This is a genomic window from Aeromonas sp. 75A, assembly GCF_051919425.1.
GTDB classification, from domain to species: domain Bacteria; phylum Pseudomonadota; class Gammaproteobacteria; order Enterobacterales; family Aeromonadaceae; genus Aeromonas; species Aeromonas veronii.
On the sequence record NZ_JBQBES010000002.1, the window covers coordinates 833,190 to 848,565 of the forward strand.

The following is a 15,376-nucleotide window of genomic DNA, read 5'->3' on the forward strand; positions in this document are numbered from 1 at the left end:
TGTCTGCTGGTCAGACCCTTTGGCACGCCCCTTGCGATATCAGCTGGCAACCGGTCTGTCAGCCAGTCCGGTCAGGATCACACACATAAAGGATGATGAGATGATTTATACCGCTCCCGGTCAGGCAGGTGCCCTGGTCAGCTTCAAGTCCCGTTACGACAACTTCATCGGTGGTGAGTGGGTGGCTCCTCGCGCCGGCCGCTACTTTGAAAACATCTCGCCGGTGGATGGCAACGTATTCTGCGAGGTCGCCCGCTCCGACGCCGCCGATATCGAACTGGCGCTGGATGCCGCCCACAAGGCGTTCACCAGCTGGAGCAAGACCAGCGTCACCGAGCGCAGCAATCTGCTGCTGCGCATCGCCGATCGCATCGAGCAAAACATCGAACGGCTCGCCATCGCCGAAACCTGGGAGAACGGCAAGGCGGTGCGCGAAACCCTGGCGGCAGACCTGCCGCTGGTGGTGGATCACTTCCGCTACTTCGCTGGCTGCATTCGCGCTCAGGAGGGCTCGGCCGCCGAGCTGGATCAGAACACCGTCAGCTACCACTTCAAGGAGCCAATCGGCGTGGTCGGCCAGATCATCCCGTGGAACTTCCCCCTGCTGATGGCCGCCTGGAAGCTGGCCCCGGTGCTGGCGGCCGGTTGCTGCAGCGTGCTCAAGCCCGCCGAGCAGACCCCGGTCACCATCATGCTGATGATGGATCTCATCAAGGACATCCTGCCCCCCGGCGTAGTCAACGTGGTCAACGGCTTCGGCGCCGAGGCAGGTCAGGCGCTGGCCACCAGCAACCGGATCCAGAAACTGGCCTTTACCGGTTCGACCGAGGTGGGCGCCCATATCCTGCGCTGCGCCGCCGACAAGCTGATCCCCTCCACCGTGGAGCTGGGGGGCAAGTCCCCCAATATCTACTTCGCCGATGTGATGCAGCACGAGAGCAGCTACATCGACAAGGCGGTAGAAGGGATGCTGATGACCTTCTTCAATCAGGGGGAAGTGTGTACCTGCCCCTCCCGCGCGCTGGTGCAGGCCAGCATCTATGACGACTTCATGGACAGGGTGCTGGCCCGCGCTCGCACCATAGTGCAGGGCAACCCCCTCGATACCGCCACTCAGGTGGGGGCGCAGGCGTCCCGCGAGCAGTTCGACAAGATCCTGGGCTACATGGAGATCGGCCGCGGCGAAGGGGCCAAGATGCTGATCGGCGGCGGCCCGGCCAAGGTGAGCGGACTGGAGGGGGGATTCTACATCCAGCCCACCATCTTCTCCGGTCAAAACAAGATGCGGGTGTTCCAGGAGGAGATCTTCGGGCCGGCACTCGGGGTCACCACCTTCAAGGACGAGGCCGATGCTCTGGCCATTGCCAACGACACCCAGTACGGGTTGGGAGCAGGCCTGTGGACCCGCGACAGCAATCTGGCCTGGCGCATGGGGCGTGGCATTCAGGCTGGCCGGGTCTGGGTCAACTGCTACCACGCCTACCCGGCACACGCCGCCTTTGGCGGTTACAAAAAGTCGGGGATCGGCCGCGAGACCCACAAGATGATGCTGGACCACTACCAGAACACCAAAAACCTGCTGGTGAGCCACGACATCAACCCGCTCGGCTTCTTCTAGCGCAAGCGGATGTCATCAGAAAGGGCGCCTGTGGGCGCCCTTCTTGTTTTGCTTCACCAGATGACATGTCCGGCGATTTGTTATCTGCCCGACTGCTGGCGATAACGCTGGGGGGAGCAACCCAGCTCCCGGTTGAACATGGCGATAAAGGCCGAGGTGGAGCCGTAACCAAGCCGCCAGCTGATCTCCTGAATGGGCATGTCCCCCTTGAGCCAGGCCAGCGCCTTGAGCAGCCGCAGTCGCGCCCGCCACTGACCGAAACTCATCCCCAACTCCCGCAGGCAGCGCCGCGCCAGGGTGCGCTCTGTGGTGTGCAGTTGTCCGGCCCACTGGGCCAGAGTACGGGGATCGGCAGGATCGCTGTGCAACGCCGCCAGCATGGGAGCCAGCAGCTTGTCCTGACTCATCGGCAGGTAGCTCTCTTGACAGCGGGTGCGCGCCAGTCGCTCCACCAGTAACTCGGCCTGACGCTGATCCCACTCATCCGCCATATGGCTCACCCGCCGTTCGCAAAAATCGCTCAGCAGGGCGCGAATAAGTGGGGTGAGCAGCAGCAATCTGGGCTCTGGCGGCAGCTTGGCCGCCAGCTCGTGGCTGACGTAGATGGAGGTGTAGTCGAGGGTCTGCTCGTTGTAGGAGGTGTGGTCGAGATCCGCCGGTACCCAGATCAGGTAGTCGGCAGGGGCCACCAGTCGCTGATCCCACAGCTCTATCTCCATGATCCCCAGACTGATCATGTTGAGCTGGCCCCAGGGGTGGGAGTGCAGCACGGTCGCGCTGTCGGCCAGCATCTGCTGGTAACTGAAAAAGAGCGGATTGGGAACGGGCAGAACGACATCTACCGGCTGAAAGTGGTGAGTGGCCATCAGCGCCCCTTGTCAGCGAGAGAGAGGAGCAGGCGTGATGCAACGCCCTGTTGGCTCGGTCTCCGGCACAGGCCAAAAGCAGCCATCAGTTGCGGGCTGACGCAGCCTGTGTGGGCCGGAATAAGGTACATCAGAAAGAGTTGTCTTTTCTGCTGGGTCATCTGTCTGTTTTACGCTACTTGATAATATAAAGACAAGGGTAGACTTGGCCCCCTGTTAATAAGGAGCCTCTGATGCGAATCTTTTCCCCTCTTCTCTTTCCGCTGATGGCTGTGCTGATCTGGGCTACCAATACCGTGGTGTCCAAGGCGGCCGCCAGCGTGCTCGACCCCGCGGCCATCTCCTTCTATCGCTGGGTGATCGCCGCCCTGGCGCTGACCCCCTTCTGTCTGCCCACCCTCTGGCGGCGACGCAGTGAGGTTCGCCCCTGGCTCGGCAAGCTGCTGGTGCTGGCGGCGCTCGGTATGGTGCTCTACCAGTGTCTGGCCTACTACGCCGCCCATAGCACCTCGGCTACCAATATGGGGGTGATCGGCTCCCTGATTCCGCTGCTTACCCTGTTGCAAGGGGCGCTCTTCTTCGGCCAGCGTCCCGGCAAACAGGCACTGCTCGGCATGAGTATCTCCCTGTTCGGGGTGCTCTGGCTGCTTGGCAAGGGCGAGCCGCTTGCCCTGCTCCACAACGGCATCAACCCGGGGGATGGCATGATGCTGCTGGGCTCCGCCAGCTACGCCCTTTACGGCCTCTTGATCCGCCGCTGGCACCTGCCGTTTGGCCCCTGGCTCAACCTCTACATGCAGATCCTGCTGGCGGTGCTACTGCTGGTGCCACTCGCTCTCAGCGCCGACTCGATGGCGGTGCCGGCCGAAGGGTGGGGGCTGGTGCTCTTCGCCGGGCTCGCCTCCTCCCTGCTGGCAGCCTACTGCTGGATGCGCGGCCTCGCCTGCATGGGGGCAGAGCGCACCTCGGTCTTTATGAACCTGATGCCGCTCTGTACGGCGCTGATCGCCGTCGTCGGCCTGGGCGAGCCGATACATGGCTACCACCTGCTGGGCGGCGGCCTTATTCTGGGGGGCGTGATGATCTCCCAGCTGAAAAAGCGTGTCCCACTGCCGGAGCGCAACACGGCCTGACGGGCAACATGCCAAAAACAACAAGGGAGCCGCTGGCTCCCTTGTTCATTTCTATCCTGTTTGAACGACTGTGAACCAACTTCACCCCGCCCGGCGCCAGCGGTAGCGCCGCTCCGGCCGCCCCCGCTGACCATAGTTGAGATCCACATCCACCCGGTCTTCCGACTCCAGATACTCCAGATAGCGGCGCGCCGTGGTGCGGCTGAGGGAGAGCCGCAGCGCCACCGTGTCGGTGGAAAAGACGTTCTCCGGCTCGCCCGCCAGCAGATCCAGCACCTGACGCAGGGTGATGCTGTCAATCCCCTTGGGGGTGACGCGCATCTCCTTGATCTGGGAGCGCCCCCCCTTGCCCAGCAGCTTGTCGAGATCTTCCTGCTCCAGCCGACCCCGCTCGCAGAGGCGACTGTGCAGTTGCAGGATCTCGTCCAGACTCTGCTGGATGCGAAACAGCCGCAATGGTTTGATGACGTAGTCATGAACCCCCAGATTGAGGGCCTGCTGGATGGTCTCCACATCCCGCGAGGCAGTCACCATGATGACGTAGGCTTCGCGGTTGTGGCTGCGCAGGCGGCTCACCCACTCAAGGCCGGAGCCATCGGGCAGGGAGACATCCACCAGCAGCAGTTGGGGCACCACACCGGCCATCATGGCATCGGCCTGGGCCAGGGTGCCGGCCCGCCCCAGCAGGGAGAAACCGGGTGTCGCCGCCACCAGTTCTGACAAGATGGCACCGATCCGATCGTCATCTTCAATAACAAGCGTGATTATTGGGTCCATGGCTCACATTAATTGGTTTTTATTCAAGTAGATACCAAACAGGGTGGTCTGCTCGGCGGTTCGCCGCCATTCTATCACACCCTCGTGCCGACCTACGGTCTCCTTGACCAGGAACAGACCCACCCCGTGATCGCCGCTCTGGCGACTCACCCCGTAATCGAACAGGTGATCGGCCAGCTCCTCATCGACCCCCTCGCCGCTATCCTCCACCTCGATCACCAACCGCCGCCCCACATCGCACAGGGACAGCAGCACCCGCGGCGGCCGCTGCTGGCGATTGCGCCAAGCCGCCTGCAGACCGTTGTCCAGCAGGTTGCCAATGAGGGTGATGAGATCGGCCGAGACCGAGGCCGGATACTCCGCCAGCGCCGAATCGGGATCGAGCTCCAGGGTCACCCCCAGCTCGCGGGCCCGGCTGAACTTGCCGAGAATAAGCCCCGCCACCGGCTTGTTGTCGATCAGCCGCAGCAGCTCCTGCAGCATGGTCTGGCACGCTTCGTTCTCCTGCTGGATCAGCTCCACCGCCTGATCCACATGGCCCAGCTGCAACAGGCCGGAGAGGCTGCTCAGCTTGTTGGCAAACTCGTGGCTCTGCATCCGCAGCATCTCGGCATACTGACGCAGATGGGTCACCTGAACCCCCAGACTGGCGGCCACCTCCGGACGGCTGAAGATCAGCAGCCGCCCCGGCGCCTTGCCCTGCACCGCCTGCCAGCGGCCGACAAAGGATTCCCCCTGAATGGTGAAGCTCACTTCCCCACCCTCCTGCTCCAGACAGGGGGCAAGGGGCGGCACCAGCTCCGCCAGTGACTGCCCCTGCAAGGCGTGGCGCCCGGTGACCGGCAGCCGCAGCTGATAGCTGGCGGTACTGTTGATCATGTTGATGTTACCGCGGCCATCGAGGGCGATGACCCCTTCGGTGATGTGCTCAAGCACCAGATCCTGCAGGGTGAAGCGGCGCACGATCGCCTCCGGCTCCAGATCGAGCAGGGTCTTGCGCAGCAGATATTGCACCCAGAGTGCCAGCAGCAGGCCGCACCCCAGCACAGCAACGATGGCGCTGATGAGCAGGGCCACCCGCTCCATATAGATGCCCTCCACCTGCTGCATCAGGTAGCCCACCACCACGGCCCCCATGACGCGCCCATCCCCGCCCACCACCGGGGAGAAGCAGCGGATCGCCGGCCCCATGGTGCCCCGATCCTTGGAGCAGTAGCTGCGCCGCTCCTGCAGCGCGGGCCAGATATCCTCGCCGCGAAACTTCTGTCCCACCAGCTCGGGGTTGGGGTGGCTGAGGCGGCGACCATGCTCATCGGTCACCACCATATAGGTGGCGTCGGTGCGATTGCAGACCGCCTCCACATAGTCGCGCAGGGTAGGATCACTGCCCTGACGCAGAGCCTCGACCACCCGGGTATCCGCCGCCATCACCCGTGCCAGATCGCTCCCCTTATCCTGCAGATTGCTCTCCAGCAGATGACGGATAAAGAGGGCCAGCAGGCTGCCCAGAATGAGGATCAGCAGCAGGGAGAGCCCAAGAGAGAGGGTGACCAACTGGTGGCGAAGTTTCATGCACATACCTTAAAACGTCAGGACGCAGCCCAATAGTGCGGATGCCACCAGGTCTGGTCAATCAAAGGTGCCGGATCGCCGACAAAATCGGCCAATCCTTCCTCGCGGGCGCAGAGCGCCACCGCTCTGGCGACGGCGCGGGCCACCTCTCCCACCTGCTCGATGGGGGGCAACAGCCGGCCCGCCACCAGCGGATAGGCGCCGACCGCCCGCACCGCGGCCAGCAACATGCCATCGCTGATGCGGCGCGCCTTGACGGCGCAGGCTCCGAGACCAATCCCCGGAAAGACATAGACGTTGTTGCACTGGGAGACTACCCGCCGCTCCCCCGTCACCGTCACCGGCGCAAAGGGGCTGCCGGTGGCCAGCAGGGCGCGGCCATCTGTGGCAGCCCATACCTGCTCGGGGGTAGCCTCGGCGCTGCGGGTCGGGTTGGAGAGTGGCAGGATCACCGGCTGATCGCACACCTCCCCCATCGCCTGCAACACCTCGCCAGTAAAGAGGCCGCCCTGCCCGCTCACCCCGATCAGCACCGCCGGGCGCACCTGACGGATGGTCTCCAGCAGCGAACTGCTCCCCTCCTCCACGGCACGGGCAAACGGCTGTTGAGCGCGAGTCAAGTTGGGACGATCGGCGCAGACCACCCCGTCCTGATCAAACAGCCAGACGCCGTCGTGACTCCCCGCCAACTGGGCCAACATGGCGGCAATGCCGCAACCGGCAGAGCCCGCCCCGACGATCAGCACCGGGGCATCACTGAGGGCGGTCCCCGCCTGTTGCAACCCAGCCAACACGCAGGCAGAAGCCACTGCCGCCGTGCCCTGAATATCGTCGTTGAACATGCAGAGTTCGTCGCGATAACGGGTCAGCAGGTTGGCGGCATGCTTGCCTGCAAAGTCTTCAAACTGCAGCACCACCTGCGGCCAGCGCTTGCGAATGGCGGCTACCACCTTGTCCATGAAGTGGTAGTAGCTCTCGCCGTCGATGCGCGGGGATTGCCAGCCGAGGTAGGAGTCATCCTCCAGCAGCTCGGGGTTGTTGGTTCCCACATCGACACAGAGCGGCAGAGTGCGCGCCGGATTGATGCCGCCAGCAGCGGAGTAGAGCGCCAGCTTGCCGATACAGATCCCCATGCCGCCGATACCGAGATCGCCAAGCCCCAGCACCCGCTCGCCGTCGGAGATGACGATCACGTCTACCTCCTGCTCCACCGACTCGAGGATGTCATCGAGATCGTCCCTGTCATGCCAGGAGAGATAGAGACCGTGGCTGCGCAGATAGAGATCGCTGTGGCGCTGGCACGCCTCTCCCACCACCGGGGTGTAGATGATCGGCAGCAGCTCCGGCAGGTGGTGACGCACCAGATCGTAGAAGAGTACAGGATTGTCCTCCTGCAGCTGGCGCAGCAGCAGATGCTGGTCAAACGGGCTCTGCATGGCGCTGACCAACCGGTAGATCCGGCGCCGCTGCTGGGAGAGGGACTCCTCCTTGTGGGGCATACGGCCCCGCACGCCCTGACGCTTGCGCTCGGCATAGGGCAGGCTGGTGCCCATCATGATGTCGTTCATTTTGTTTGTTCCTCAATCCGGTATCAGGCGAGCAGGGAGATAAGGGCGGTGGCCAGGATCAGCATCACGGCGCCGCCAAGGCGAGAGGAGATCTGGGCAAAGGGCATCAGCTTCATCCGCTGGGCCGCCGAGAGCACGGCTACGTCGCCGGTGCCGCCCATGTTGGCCATGCAAAGTCCGCCGGTGATGGCCGCCTCGATGGGATAGAAACCGATCATCCGGCCCACCAGCGCCGCGCCGAGGGCGCCACTGATTACGGTGACCATGACCAGCACGAAGTAGCTGATGGAGAAGGCGCTGATGAGCTCGGGAATACTGGTGTAGGCGACACCGATCCCCACCAGCAGGGAGGGGGTCAGGTTGCTCACCACAAACTGATACCAGTCGGCCGCAGCCTGCTCATAACGGCGCGGCAGCAGGCCGCTCACCTTGATAAAAGCGACCGCCAAAATCATCAGGGCAAAGGGGTGCATGGGGATAAAGTTGCCAAGCAGGGAGCCCAGCACAAACATGCTGGAGCTGATGAAAAGGCCCATGCCGAGACTCTGCAGGGTCGGCGCTTCGGCCTGCTCGTCAGCAATGCTCTGGCTATTCTCTTTGACCATCAGCTTGCCGTTGCCGGTCAGGGAGGGGTAACGACGACCGAGCCGCGCCAGCAGGGAGCCCACCAGAATGGCCAGGGTATTGGCGATCACCACCGCCGGTACCATGCGCGACAAGAGATCCGCACTGGACATCTGCATCGGGCCGGAGAGGATCTCCACCAGGGGCACGGCACCAGCGCCCATGCCACCGCCCATGATGGGCAGGCCGATCAGCAGCACCGCATTCTTGAAGCCATACCCCATCAGGGAGCCGACCAGCCCCACACTCAGCAGTGCCAGTGCGACGCCACCAAGAATGACCGGCAGGTAGCGCATGGCGGCATTTTTCAGCAAAGCGCCGCTCATACCGAACACGGAGCCAGTAACCAAGCTGGCGATAAAGAAGTTGAGAAAGCCACCCTCCTTCATGAAGTTGGTGATGACCTGCCCCGCCTGCACCGGCAGCAGCTGGTATTCGAACAGGGCGGCGCCGCCGAAGATGGCGAGGATGGTGCCACCCCCCAGATATTCACGGATCGGCATGATCCGCTCCCCCAGCTCAGTCAGCAGGGTGCCCAGCACGAACATCAGCGCCAGCGCACCGACCATGCCCAGTGGCAACGAGCCGTTCCAGCCGGAAAAGAGAACACAGGTTGCCAACCCCAGAAATATAAAGAGCGGCATACCCGCAATTTGTTGGCCGCCCATAAAGGCGGCCTTTTCTTGTGTGGTTTGTAGGGGGGAGAGGTTTTTCATTGTTATGTACTCTGCGTGTGATTGTGGCCGCTACTTTATTGATCCCCCTCGCCCCTGTCGGTTAGCCAGATTGCAAAGCCATATAAAAACATTAAAAACTTAAACATCATGGTGTCGCCAACGCGTGCTGCACAATAGAACACCAGACCATCGATGCCCTGCTCGACCAGGAAATAGGGCGATAAAACGAGCGAACCCAATGATGGATATTTGGGTGATCAGCAGTAATAACGATGCGATGATCTCTCCCCCTTCGGGGAAATAACAGAGCCAGATGACAAGCTCTGCGACCCTTTATCGCCACAGCTCCTGTGAGTGATAATCAGCGGGCTATGTCATCGCCATGACGCGAGTGCCACGGCATGCTACACCAGGGTTTGAGTCGGCGTGCAGGAAGCACGCACGATGAAAAATGGTGAGGAGAAAGATGCAAAAAGGGGAGATTGAAATAGTGATGAGCCAAGCCAGCGAATACCAGAGCACTGGCTTGAACTCACAAGGATCACACACGGTCAGGTCTATTCTGCCAACAGCAATGGAATATTGGCGGGGTCAAATTCATGACTGATATCGGTACTTCTGATTGCGCCTTCCCGATTCACGCCATGGTGTGACTCTGCACCATATTCTCCATCACTCAACAGCGCTTCAATTGCCAGATACACACATCCACTGTCATATCCATCCACAACCCGTTTCCCCCTTGTTTTATAACCCCATCAATATTAGCGGATAAAAAAAGAGCTGCTCGCTGAAGCTGAAAATTTCATGAAAATAATCGCCGGATATCCTCCATTCACGGCGCAATATCCGAATCGGCAAGAGAGCCTAGAGTGGATTAGCCCCGAAAATAATATCAGGGGCTCGAATGCTGCCAACTCGCACCAGCGAAAGCTCCGACCAGAAACATGATCCGCATCACACTATTTACTTAGCCTGCTAAACAAGTATGATACTTAGCATGCTAAACAAGTATGATACTTAGCATGCTAAGTAGATTGAGGATGAGAAGATGACGGATCTGGAAAGGTTGCGCGAGCTGTCGCTCGCCGAGCAGATAGCGCGGATGCACCGGCTATGGCGTACTGCCGCCGACCTGGAGCTGGCTCCCCTTGGCCTCACCCATCCCCGCTGGACCGCGCTGTGGAAGCTCTCCCGCATAGGGAACCATGTCAGCCAGAAGACCCTGGCCGAAGCCCTCGAGATAGAGCTCCCATCCCTGATGCGCACCTTGGGCCAGCTGGAAGAGCAGGGACTGATTGAGCGCCACTGCTGCAGTCAGGACAAGCGGGCCCGCATCGTCTGCGTGACCCCGGCTGGCCAGACCCTGCTCGATCAGATCGCCGACCGCATCATGAATATCCGCCGGGAGCTGCTGGGGGGCATCGACGAGCAGACCCTGCAACTGTTTGAAGCCACGGTGCAGCGGATCTCGGCCAACGCCCTCAGCAAAATTGAACAACACCACGACCGACAAGCCGGAGGCGATACAAGCCCTCCCGAGACCGACACAGAGAGAGAATAAGATGACCCCGGGTCAACAATTTACCCGCTGGATCAAATGGTCCATGGCGGGCTTTGCCACCCTGTTTGCCTATTTTCTGATAGCCGACCTGCTGATGCCCCTCACCCCTCAGGCGATGGCGACCCGGGTGGTCACCAAGCTGGCCCCGCAAGTGAGCGGCAAGGTGGTCGAGGTCGCCGTTCACAACAACCAGCAGGTCAAGAAAGGAGAGCTGCTGTTCAGGCTGGATCCGGCCCCTTTTGAACTGGCAGTGGAGCAGGCCCGCCTTGCGTTGGCGCAGGCAGAGCAGCAGAACAGTGAACTGGATGCCGCCCTGACCGCCGCCGTTGCCGAGATCAACGCCAAAGAGACCCTGGCCAGCCAGAAGTGGCGCGAGGCTGAGCGGATCGATGCGCTTTACCAACGTCACATGGTTTCGCTGCAACAAAAAGATGAGGCTGACAGCGCCCTGCGCAGCGCCCAGGCCAACCTGCGCGCCAGTCAGGCCAAACTGGCCCAGATCAAGGCCAGTCGTGGCGTAACCAGTGAGGATAATCTGTTGCTGCGCCAGGCCCGCAACAAGCTGGCGCAAGCGCAGCTGGCCCTCTCTTACAGCCGGGTCCACGCGGATCAGGATGGCACCATCACCAACCTGCAGCTCAAGCCGGGCAGTATCGCCAGCGCCGGCAGCCCGCTGCTGGCGCTGGTGTCGGAACAGGTGGACGTCATTGCCGATTTTAGGGAGAAGAGCCTGCGCCATGTTGGCGAGCAAACCCGCGCACTGGTGGCCTTCGATGGCGAACCGGGTCAGCTCTATCCTGCCCGGGTAAGCAGTCTGGATGCCGGGGTGAGCGCCGGTCAGTTTGATGCCAATGGTCGACTGGCCGCGCCGGTGGAGTCGGATCGCTGGGTACGGGATGCCCAGCGGATGCGGCTGCACCTCGAGCTGGACCAGCTCCCCGATCATCTGCCAGCCGGGGCGCGGGCCACGGTACAACTGCTGCCGGACAATGCCCTGACCGCCATGCTGGCACGGGGCCAGATCCATCTGCTCAGCCTGCTCCATTATGTCTACTAACCACGCCACTCACCCGTCGGCCAATACCGCCTCAGCACACCCCGCCGGTGTTGCTGCCACCCACCTCTGGTATCGGCCCTTCACCGGCAACGAGCTGCGCCAGTGCCTGCGCATCGCCTTTGGCTGCACTACGGGCTTTCTGCTCTGCAAGCTGTTTGGCTGGAATTACGGGGTCTTCTATACGGTCACGCCTGTGCTGCTGCTGGGGATGGTGCCGGTGATGAATGGCCATGCCGCGCGCCAGCTGATCGCGGCGGCGGTGGTCTGTGGGGTGGAGGTCGGTCTGCTGGGGGGGCTGTTTGGCAGCCATCCGGCACTGATGACCCCCATCGCCTTTCTGCTGTTTCTCTACCGTTTCGCCGCCATGTCGCGGGGCAGCCTGTTTCTGTTCGGGGCCAACGGGGTGCTGAGCCTCAGCATCATGCTGCACTTTGCCAGCTATCCGCAGACCGACCTCAACGACCTGATCCTCAACAATATCTGGGCGAGCGTGCTGTCGGTGTTGATCGCCTACCTGATGACCATGCTGATCCCGGATGTGGAGGCCAGACCCAAGCCCGCCTCGGCCCCCAAGGCACCGCACCGGATGCGCCATGAAGCACTGCTGGGTGCCACTGTGGCCACCCTGTCGTTTCTGGTATTTCAGGTGTTTGACCTGCGCGACTCCATGTCTGCCCAGGCCACAACCCTGCTGGTGCTGTTCCCCATGCATTGGAACGGTGCGCTGAGTTATGCCCGCAAACGGGCGATGGGCACCTTGCTGGGTGTCACCTTCGGCTTGCTCGGCCAGCTGCTGCTCTATGACTGGTCAGGGCAACTGCTGCTGGTCGCTCCACTGCTGTGGCTCGGCGCCATGCTGTTCAGCCATGCCCACGTCAAGGAGGCAGGCGGCTCCGGAGTCGGCTTTGGCGCCCTCACTACCCTCGGCATCCTGTTTGGCCAGTACCTCACTCCGGGCAACGATCTGGTGTTCAGCGCCCTCTACCGGGTGAGCAGCATCCTGTTTGCCATCGTGGTCACCCTGCTGGCCTGCTACCTCGTCCACCGGTTGCTCAATCGCTTCGAGGCAACCCGCTTCGGTTATTGATTTCCTGTTGTCAGCCCATGGATGAGCTCGTTTTGCCCCGTCGCCTGCCGGGGCGTTTTTTCTCTCCCTCGTGTGCCTCCCTTGTCACCCCCCCGCCGCCACAGCTCAGCGCAGAAGTACGGCTATGCTTGTAAGGCTGCTGTCGATGAGGTGTACCTATGGTTCCGTTGTTAAAAAAATGGCTGGTTTGTCTGATGCTGTTGGCTACCAGCCCGCTCGGGGCCACCCCGCTTGTCATTGGTGCCGAAGATGACTGGGCCCCCTACTGCGAGCGCGACAAGGACAATGAGGATGACCAGCCCCACGGACTGGCGCCTGAGCTGGTCAAGGCGGTGTTCGCCGCCGAAGGGATCGAGATTGTCTTTCGCACCCTCCCCTTCGCCCGCTGCATGCACGATGCGAAAAGCGGCAAACTTGCGGGGTGCTTCAACGCCACCATCACCGAAGAGAACCGCTACCAGTACCACTGGCACGATACCCCCATGTTCGAGGAGGATCTTGCCATCTTCGCCCTTGCCAGCGACCCGCAACGGGATCTCAAGCTCACCTCGCTGGAAGGCAAGCGGGTGGGCATCACCCTCGGCTACACCTACCCTACCGATTTTATGGAGAACCCCAGGATCACCCGCTTTCAGGCCAAATCCGATGCCCAGATCCTCGAGATGCTGGTACGTGGCCGGGTCGACTACATCCTGATGAACGGCATGCCGGGCTACCTCAAGATCCAGCAGAAGCAGCTGACCGGCAAGGTGGTCAAGGTTGGCAAACTCTCCACTGATGGCTTCTGGCTCGCCTTTTCCCGCCACCACCCGCAAGGGGAAGCGCTGGCCAAACAGTTCGAACAGGGGCTGCAGAAGATCAAGAACAACGGCATCTATGAGACGCTGATCCGCCAGTTTGAAACCAGACTTGGCCTCTACTGATTGACGATTCCTTCCTGATAGCGCCCCCTCATACTCGCGCGGTATGCCGGACAGCCAGCGACGCACCGAATGGCCACGCTGATTGCACAATCACGGCAACCTGTTAGGCTCACGCCCGTATGACACCAATGGAGCTGTAATCATGAATAAGGCACATATGATGGCCGCTGGTGCGCTGGCCCTCGGCCTGCTCGCTGGCTGCAATCAGGGCAATACCCTCTCAGTCACTGGTGGCGAACCGGTCAGTTACCAGTGCGAACAGGGCAATAAGGTGCAGGTGCGCTACTTCTCCCTCTCCGACGAGAGCCTCAACTTTATCAAGCTGTCTCTGCCGGACGGCAAGGATTACACCCTGCCCCAAGCCATCTCGGCCTCCGGTGCCCGCTATACAGACGAACACGAGGCCGTCTGGTGGAACAAGGGGGATGAGGGCTTTGTCGAGCTGCGGGATCAGGATGGCGAGTGGCAGACCGCCTACAACGACTGCAAACAGCAATAAACGTGACCCCGGCCTGGCCGGGGTCTCTCTTTCTCTGCCATCAGAGTGATGGGGGATCAGTTGATCTCGATCTCGAAGCGGTTGGTCACCTCGACCGGAATGGCATCCGGGTTGCCCTCTGCCGGGCTGTAGCGGATCCGCGAGAGGGTCGCCAGCGCGCTCTGTTCCAGCTCGCCGGGGGGCTCGGCCGCCACCACTTCCGGCTTGACCGGCGTGCCGCTGGCGTCAATTTGATAGCGAACTTCCACATACCCCTTGACCGGTTTGGCCGGCAGGGCTGGCTCGTCATTGCCAAGCCATGACCACTGCTTCTCCTGAACCCAGTAGCTGGACAACTGCTCGAGAGGGATAGCGATCGGAGCGCGCTCGTGCGCCACCTCCTGACGGGATGAGCACCCCAGCAACAGTGTCACTGCCAGACCTGACCATACTGCGACTTTCCACTTCATGTAACGCTCCTTGTTCTCTGCCGGTGCTTGTTGCCGGACTGCGGGACGCTCAACGCGGCCCGCTTGGTCAGTCACCCATCCTAACGAAAAAGTATTCGTATGAACATGAACAAAAGGGCCAACCCCGAGAGGTTGGCCCTTTTATCGTCAATAAGCTCACTAACCATCCGCTGGCATCAGCCGCGCTTGTCGCTCACCACCAACCAGAGCGCATGGACCATGCCCGGCAGACCGCCCATCAGGGTCAGCACAATGTTGATTAAAAAGTGCAGGCTAAAGCCCACCTGGATAACAGCGCACACAGGGGGCAGGAAAATGGCCAGCAGGATCTTGAGCAGATTGTTCATCTCGGCTCTCCTTTTCAAAAATGTCGTCAGGATTGGAATGGGCTAACCATAAACATCCCGGACTTCAACTGCAAACCAGGCAGGGAATTCGCTCACCCGCATCACGCCAGGCATTGAGATCGTGGATCTGCTGATTGCTGCTGCCACGCCAGAGCAGGCCGGGGTCTGCCAACGCCTTTTCAAACTTGCCATCCACCAGCACATCCAGCAAGGCCACCAGCTCGCGCTGGGCCTCTGACAGTTCGCCGAGCAGATAACCGGTCCAGCACCAGATATCCTTGCCCGGACACTCGGCGCGCACCCGTTTCACCAGCGCCAGCACGTGGGGCACGTTGGCAGGGTGGAGCGGATCGCCGCCGGAGAGCGACAGACCTCGCCGTTTGATGCGGCTGTCGTTGAGATCCGCAATGATGCGATCGCTCATCGCCTCATCGAACGGCTGGCCGCCATCGAGCCGCCAGGTGCTCTGGTTGTAGCAACCCGGGCACTGGTGCTCGCAGCCCGAGACAAACAGGGTGGCACGGGTGCCGGGGCCGTTGATCACATCGACCGGGTAGTATTGGTGGTAGTGCATCGCTTGTTTCCTGCCTCGTTCACGGGAAGGCGGCATGGTTG

At 61.5% G+C, this 15,376-nt stretch carries 16 protein-coding genes; 7 read left to right on the forward strand and 9 right to left on the reverse strand.

Going from position 1 to position 15,376, the window contains the following annotated elements; all coding sequences use genetic code 11:
* The first annotated feature begins 100 nt into the window (after positions 1 to 100).
* On the forward strand, positions 101 to 1,618 hold the full coding sequence (gene exaC / locus ACTG2T_RS03660; RefSeq protein WP_330124091.1) for an acetaldehyde dehydrogenase ExaC: 1,518 nt from the start codon (positions 101 to 103) through the stop codon (positions 1,616 to 1,618).
* 80 nt (positions 1,619 to 1,698) lie between these two features.
* Here the strand turns inward: exaC and ACTG2T_RS03665 are convergent, their stop codons facing one another.
* On the reverse strand, positions 1,699 to 2,484 hold the full coding sequence (locus ACTG2T_RS03665) for a helix-turn-helix transcriptional regulator (RefSeq protein ID WP_330124090.1): 786 nt from the start codon (positions 2,482 to 2,484) through the stop codon (positions 1,699 to 1,701).
* 233 nt (positions 2,485 to 2,717) lie between these two features.
* Here ACTG2T_RS03665 and ACTG2T_RS03670 point away from each other — a divergent pair, with 233 nt between their 5' ends.
* Positions 2,718 to 3,617, forward strand: a complete 900-nt coding sequence (locus ACTG2T_RS03670) for a DMT family transporter (RefSeq protein WP_330124089.1) — start codon at positions 2,718 to 2,720, stop codon at positions 3,615 to 3,617.
* Positions 3,618 to 3,698: 81 nt separating this feature from the next.
* Here the strand turns inward: ACTG2T_RS03670 and ACTG2T_RS03675 are convergent, their stop codons facing one another.
* The 5 genes from ACTG2T_RS03675 to ACTG2T_RS03695 form a co-directional block, all read right to left on the reverse strand.
* Positions 3,699 to 4,394, reverse strand: a complete 696-nt coding sequence (locus ACTG2T_RS03675) for a response regulator (RefSeq protein ID WP_005338420.1) — start codon at positions 4,392 to 4,394, stop codon at positions 3,699 to 3,701.
* Between the two features lie 3 nt (positions 4,395 to 4,397).
* Entirely contained in the window at positions 4,398 to 5,966 is a 1,569-nt protein-coding gene (locus tag ACTG2T_RS03680) for an ATP-binding protein (protein ID WP_021229142.1), read from the reverse strand.
* 17 nt (positions 5,967 to 5,983) lie between these two features.
* On the reverse strand, positions 5,984 to 7,534 hold the full coding sequence (locus ACTG2T_RS03685) for an NAD-dependent malic enzyme (RefSeq protein WP_330124088.1): 1,551 nt from the start codon (positions 7,532 to 7,534) through the stop codon (positions 5,984 to 5,986).
* A gap of 23 nt (positions 7,535 to 7,557) precedes the next feature.
* On the reverse strand, positions 7,558 to 8,874 hold the full coding sequence (locus tag ACTG2T_RS03690) for a 2-hydroxycarboxylate transporter family protein (protein WP_330124087.1): 1,317 nt from the start codon (positions 8,872 to 8,874) through the stop codon (positions 7,558 to 7,560).
* Positions 8,875 to 9,392: 518 nt separating this feature from the next.
* Positions 9,393 to 9,563 (reverse strand): hypothetical protein, encoded by a 171-nt coding sequence (locus ACTG2T_RS03695; RefSeq protein WP_167564647.1) that lies wholly within the window; start codon positions 9,561 to 9,563, stop codon positions 9,393 to 9,395.
* A gap of 323 nt (positions 9,564 to 9,886) precedes the next feature.
* Between ACTG2T_RS03695 and ACTG2T_RS03700 the strand changes: the two genes are divergently transcribed.
* The 5 genes from ACTG2T_RS03700 to ACTG2T_RS03720 all read left to right on the forward strand — a co-directional run bounded on the left by ACTG2T_RS03700 (position 9,887) and on the right by ACTG2T_RS03720 (position 13,965).
* Complete coding sequence (locus ACTG2T_RS03700) at positions 9,887 to 10,399, forward strand: MarR family transcriptional regulator (RefSeq protein WP_330124086.1); 513 nt, start codon at positions 9,887 to 9,889, stop codon at positions 10,397 to 10,399.
* A 1-nt stretch (position 10,400) separates the two neighbouring features.
* Positions 10,401 to 11,456 (forward strand): HlyD family secretion protein, encoded by a 1,056-nt coding sequence (locus tag ACTG2T_RS03705; protein ID WP_330124085.1) that lies wholly within the window; start codon positions 10,401 to 10,403, stop codon positions 11,454 to 11,456.
* Entirely contained in the window at positions 11,446 to 12,543 is a 1,098-nt protein-coding gene (locus ACTG2T_RS03710; protein ID WP_330124084.1) for a DUF2955 domain-containing protein, read from the forward strand. Before ACTG2T_RS03705 ends, ACTG2T_RS03710 begins: the two co-directional genes overlap by 11 nt.
* 158 nt (positions 12,544 to 12,701) lie before the next feature.
* Entirely contained in the window at positions 12,702 to 13,466 is a 765-nt protein-coding gene (locus ACTG2T_RS03715) for a substrate-binding periplasmic protein (protein WP_100654285.1), read from the forward strand.
* Positions 13,467 to 13,608: 142 nt separating this feature from the next.
* On the forward strand, positions 13,609 to 13,965 hold the full coding sequence (locus ACTG2T_RS03720; RefSeq protein ID WP_330124083.1) for an MliC family protein: 357 nt from the start codon (positions 13,609 to 13,611) through the stop codon (positions 13,963 to 13,965).
* Between the two features lie 56 nt (positions 13,966 to 14,021).
* Here ACTG2T_RS03720 and ACTG2T_RS03725 read toward each other — a convergent pair whose 3' ends face one another.
* The 3 genes from ACTG2T_RS03725 to nrdG all read right to left on the reverse strand — a co-directional run bounded on the left by ACTG2T_RS03725 (position 14,022) and on the right by nrdG (position 15,335).
* Positions 14,022 to 14,414 carry a TonB family protein gene (locus tag ACTG2T_RS03725; RefSeq protein ID WP_005358848.1) on the reverse strand — a complete coding sequence of 131 codons (393 nt, stop codon included), beginning with the start codon at positions 14,412 to 14,414 and terminating at the stop codon, positions 14,022 to 14,024.
* A 176-nt stretch (positions 14,415 to 14,590) separates the two neighbouring features.
* Positions 14,591 to 14,761 carry a YqaE/Pmp3 family membrane protein gene (locus tag ACTG2T_RS03730; RefSeq protein WP_330124082.1) on the reverse strand — a complete coding sequence of 57 codons (171 nt, stop codon included), beginning with the start codon at positions 14,759 to 14,761 and terminating at the stop codon, positions 14,591 to 14,593.
* Positions 14,762 to 14,825: 64 nt separating this feature from the next.
* Entirely contained in the window at positions 14,826 to 15,335 is a 510-nt protein-coding gene (gene nrdG / locus ACTG2T_RS03735) for an anaerobic ribonucleoside-triphosphate reductase-activating protein (RefSeq protein ID WP_330124081.1), read from the reverse strand.
* Positions 15,336 to 15,376: the final 41 nt, after the last annotated feature.

Bases quoted from the DNA above. Each gene is read 5' to 3' on its own strand.
- exaC (WP_330124091.1), top strand. From the start codon at position 101: ATGATTTATACCGCTCCCGGTCAGGCAGGTGCCCTGGTCAGCTTCAAG.
- ACTG2T_RS03665 (WP_330124090.1), bottom strand. From the start codon at position 2,484: ATGGCCACTCACCACTTTCAGCCGGTAGATGTCGTTCTGCCCGTTCCC.
- ACTG2T_RS03670 (WP_330124089.1), top strand. From the start codon at position 2,718: ATGCGAATCTTTTCCCCTCTTCTCTTTCCGCTGATGGCTGTGCTGATC.
- ACTG2T_RS03675 (WP_005338420.1), bottom strand. From the start codon at position 4,394: ATGGACCCAATAATCACGCTTGTTATTGAAGATGACGATCGGATCGGT.
- ACTG2T_RS03680 (WP_021229142.1), bottom strand. From the start codon at position 5,966: ATGAAACTTCGCCACCAGTTGGTCACCCTCTCTCTTGGGCTCTCCCTG.
- ACTG2T_RS03685 (WP_330124088.1), bottom strand. From the start codon at position 7,534: ATGAACGACATCATGATGGGCACCAGCCTGCCCTATGCCGAGCGCAAG.
- ACTG2T_RS03690 (WP_330124087.1), bottom strand. From the start codon at position 8,874: ATGAAAAACCTCTCCCCCCTACAAACCACACAAGAAAAGGCCGCCTTT.
- ACTG2T_RS03700 (WP_330124086.1), top strand. From the start codon at position 9,887: ATGACGGATCTGGAAAGGTTGCGCGAGCTGTCGCTCGCCGAGCAGATA.
- ACTG2T_RS03705 (WP_330124085.1), top strand. From the start codon at position 10,401: ATGACCCCGGGTCAACAATTTACCCGCTGGATCAAATGGTCCATGGCG.
- ACTG2T_RS03710 (WP_330124084.1), top strand. From the start codon at position 11,446: ATGTCTACTAACCACGCCACTCACCCGTCGGCCAATACCGCCTCAGCA.
- ACTG2T_RS03715 (WP_100654285.1), top strand. From the start codon at position 12,702: ATGGTTCCGTTGTTAAAAAAATGGCTGGTTTGTCTGATGCTGTTGGCT.
- ACTG2T_RS03720 (WP_330124083.1), top strand. From the start codon at position 13,609: ATGAATAAGGCACATATGATGGCCGCTGGTGCGCTGGCCCTCGGCCTG.
- ACTG2T_RS03725 (WP_005358848.1), bottom strand. From the start codon at position 14,414: ATGAAGTGGAAAGTCGCAGTATGGTCAGGTCTGGCAGTGACACTGTTG.
- ACTG2T_RS03730 (WP_330124082.1), bottom strand. From the start codon at position 14,761: ATGAACAATCTGCTCAAGATCCTGCTGGCCATTTTCCTGCCCCCTGTG.
- nrdG (WP_330124081.1), bottom strand. From the start codon at position 15,335: ATGCACTACCACCAATACTACCCGGTCGATGTGATCAACGGCCCCGGC.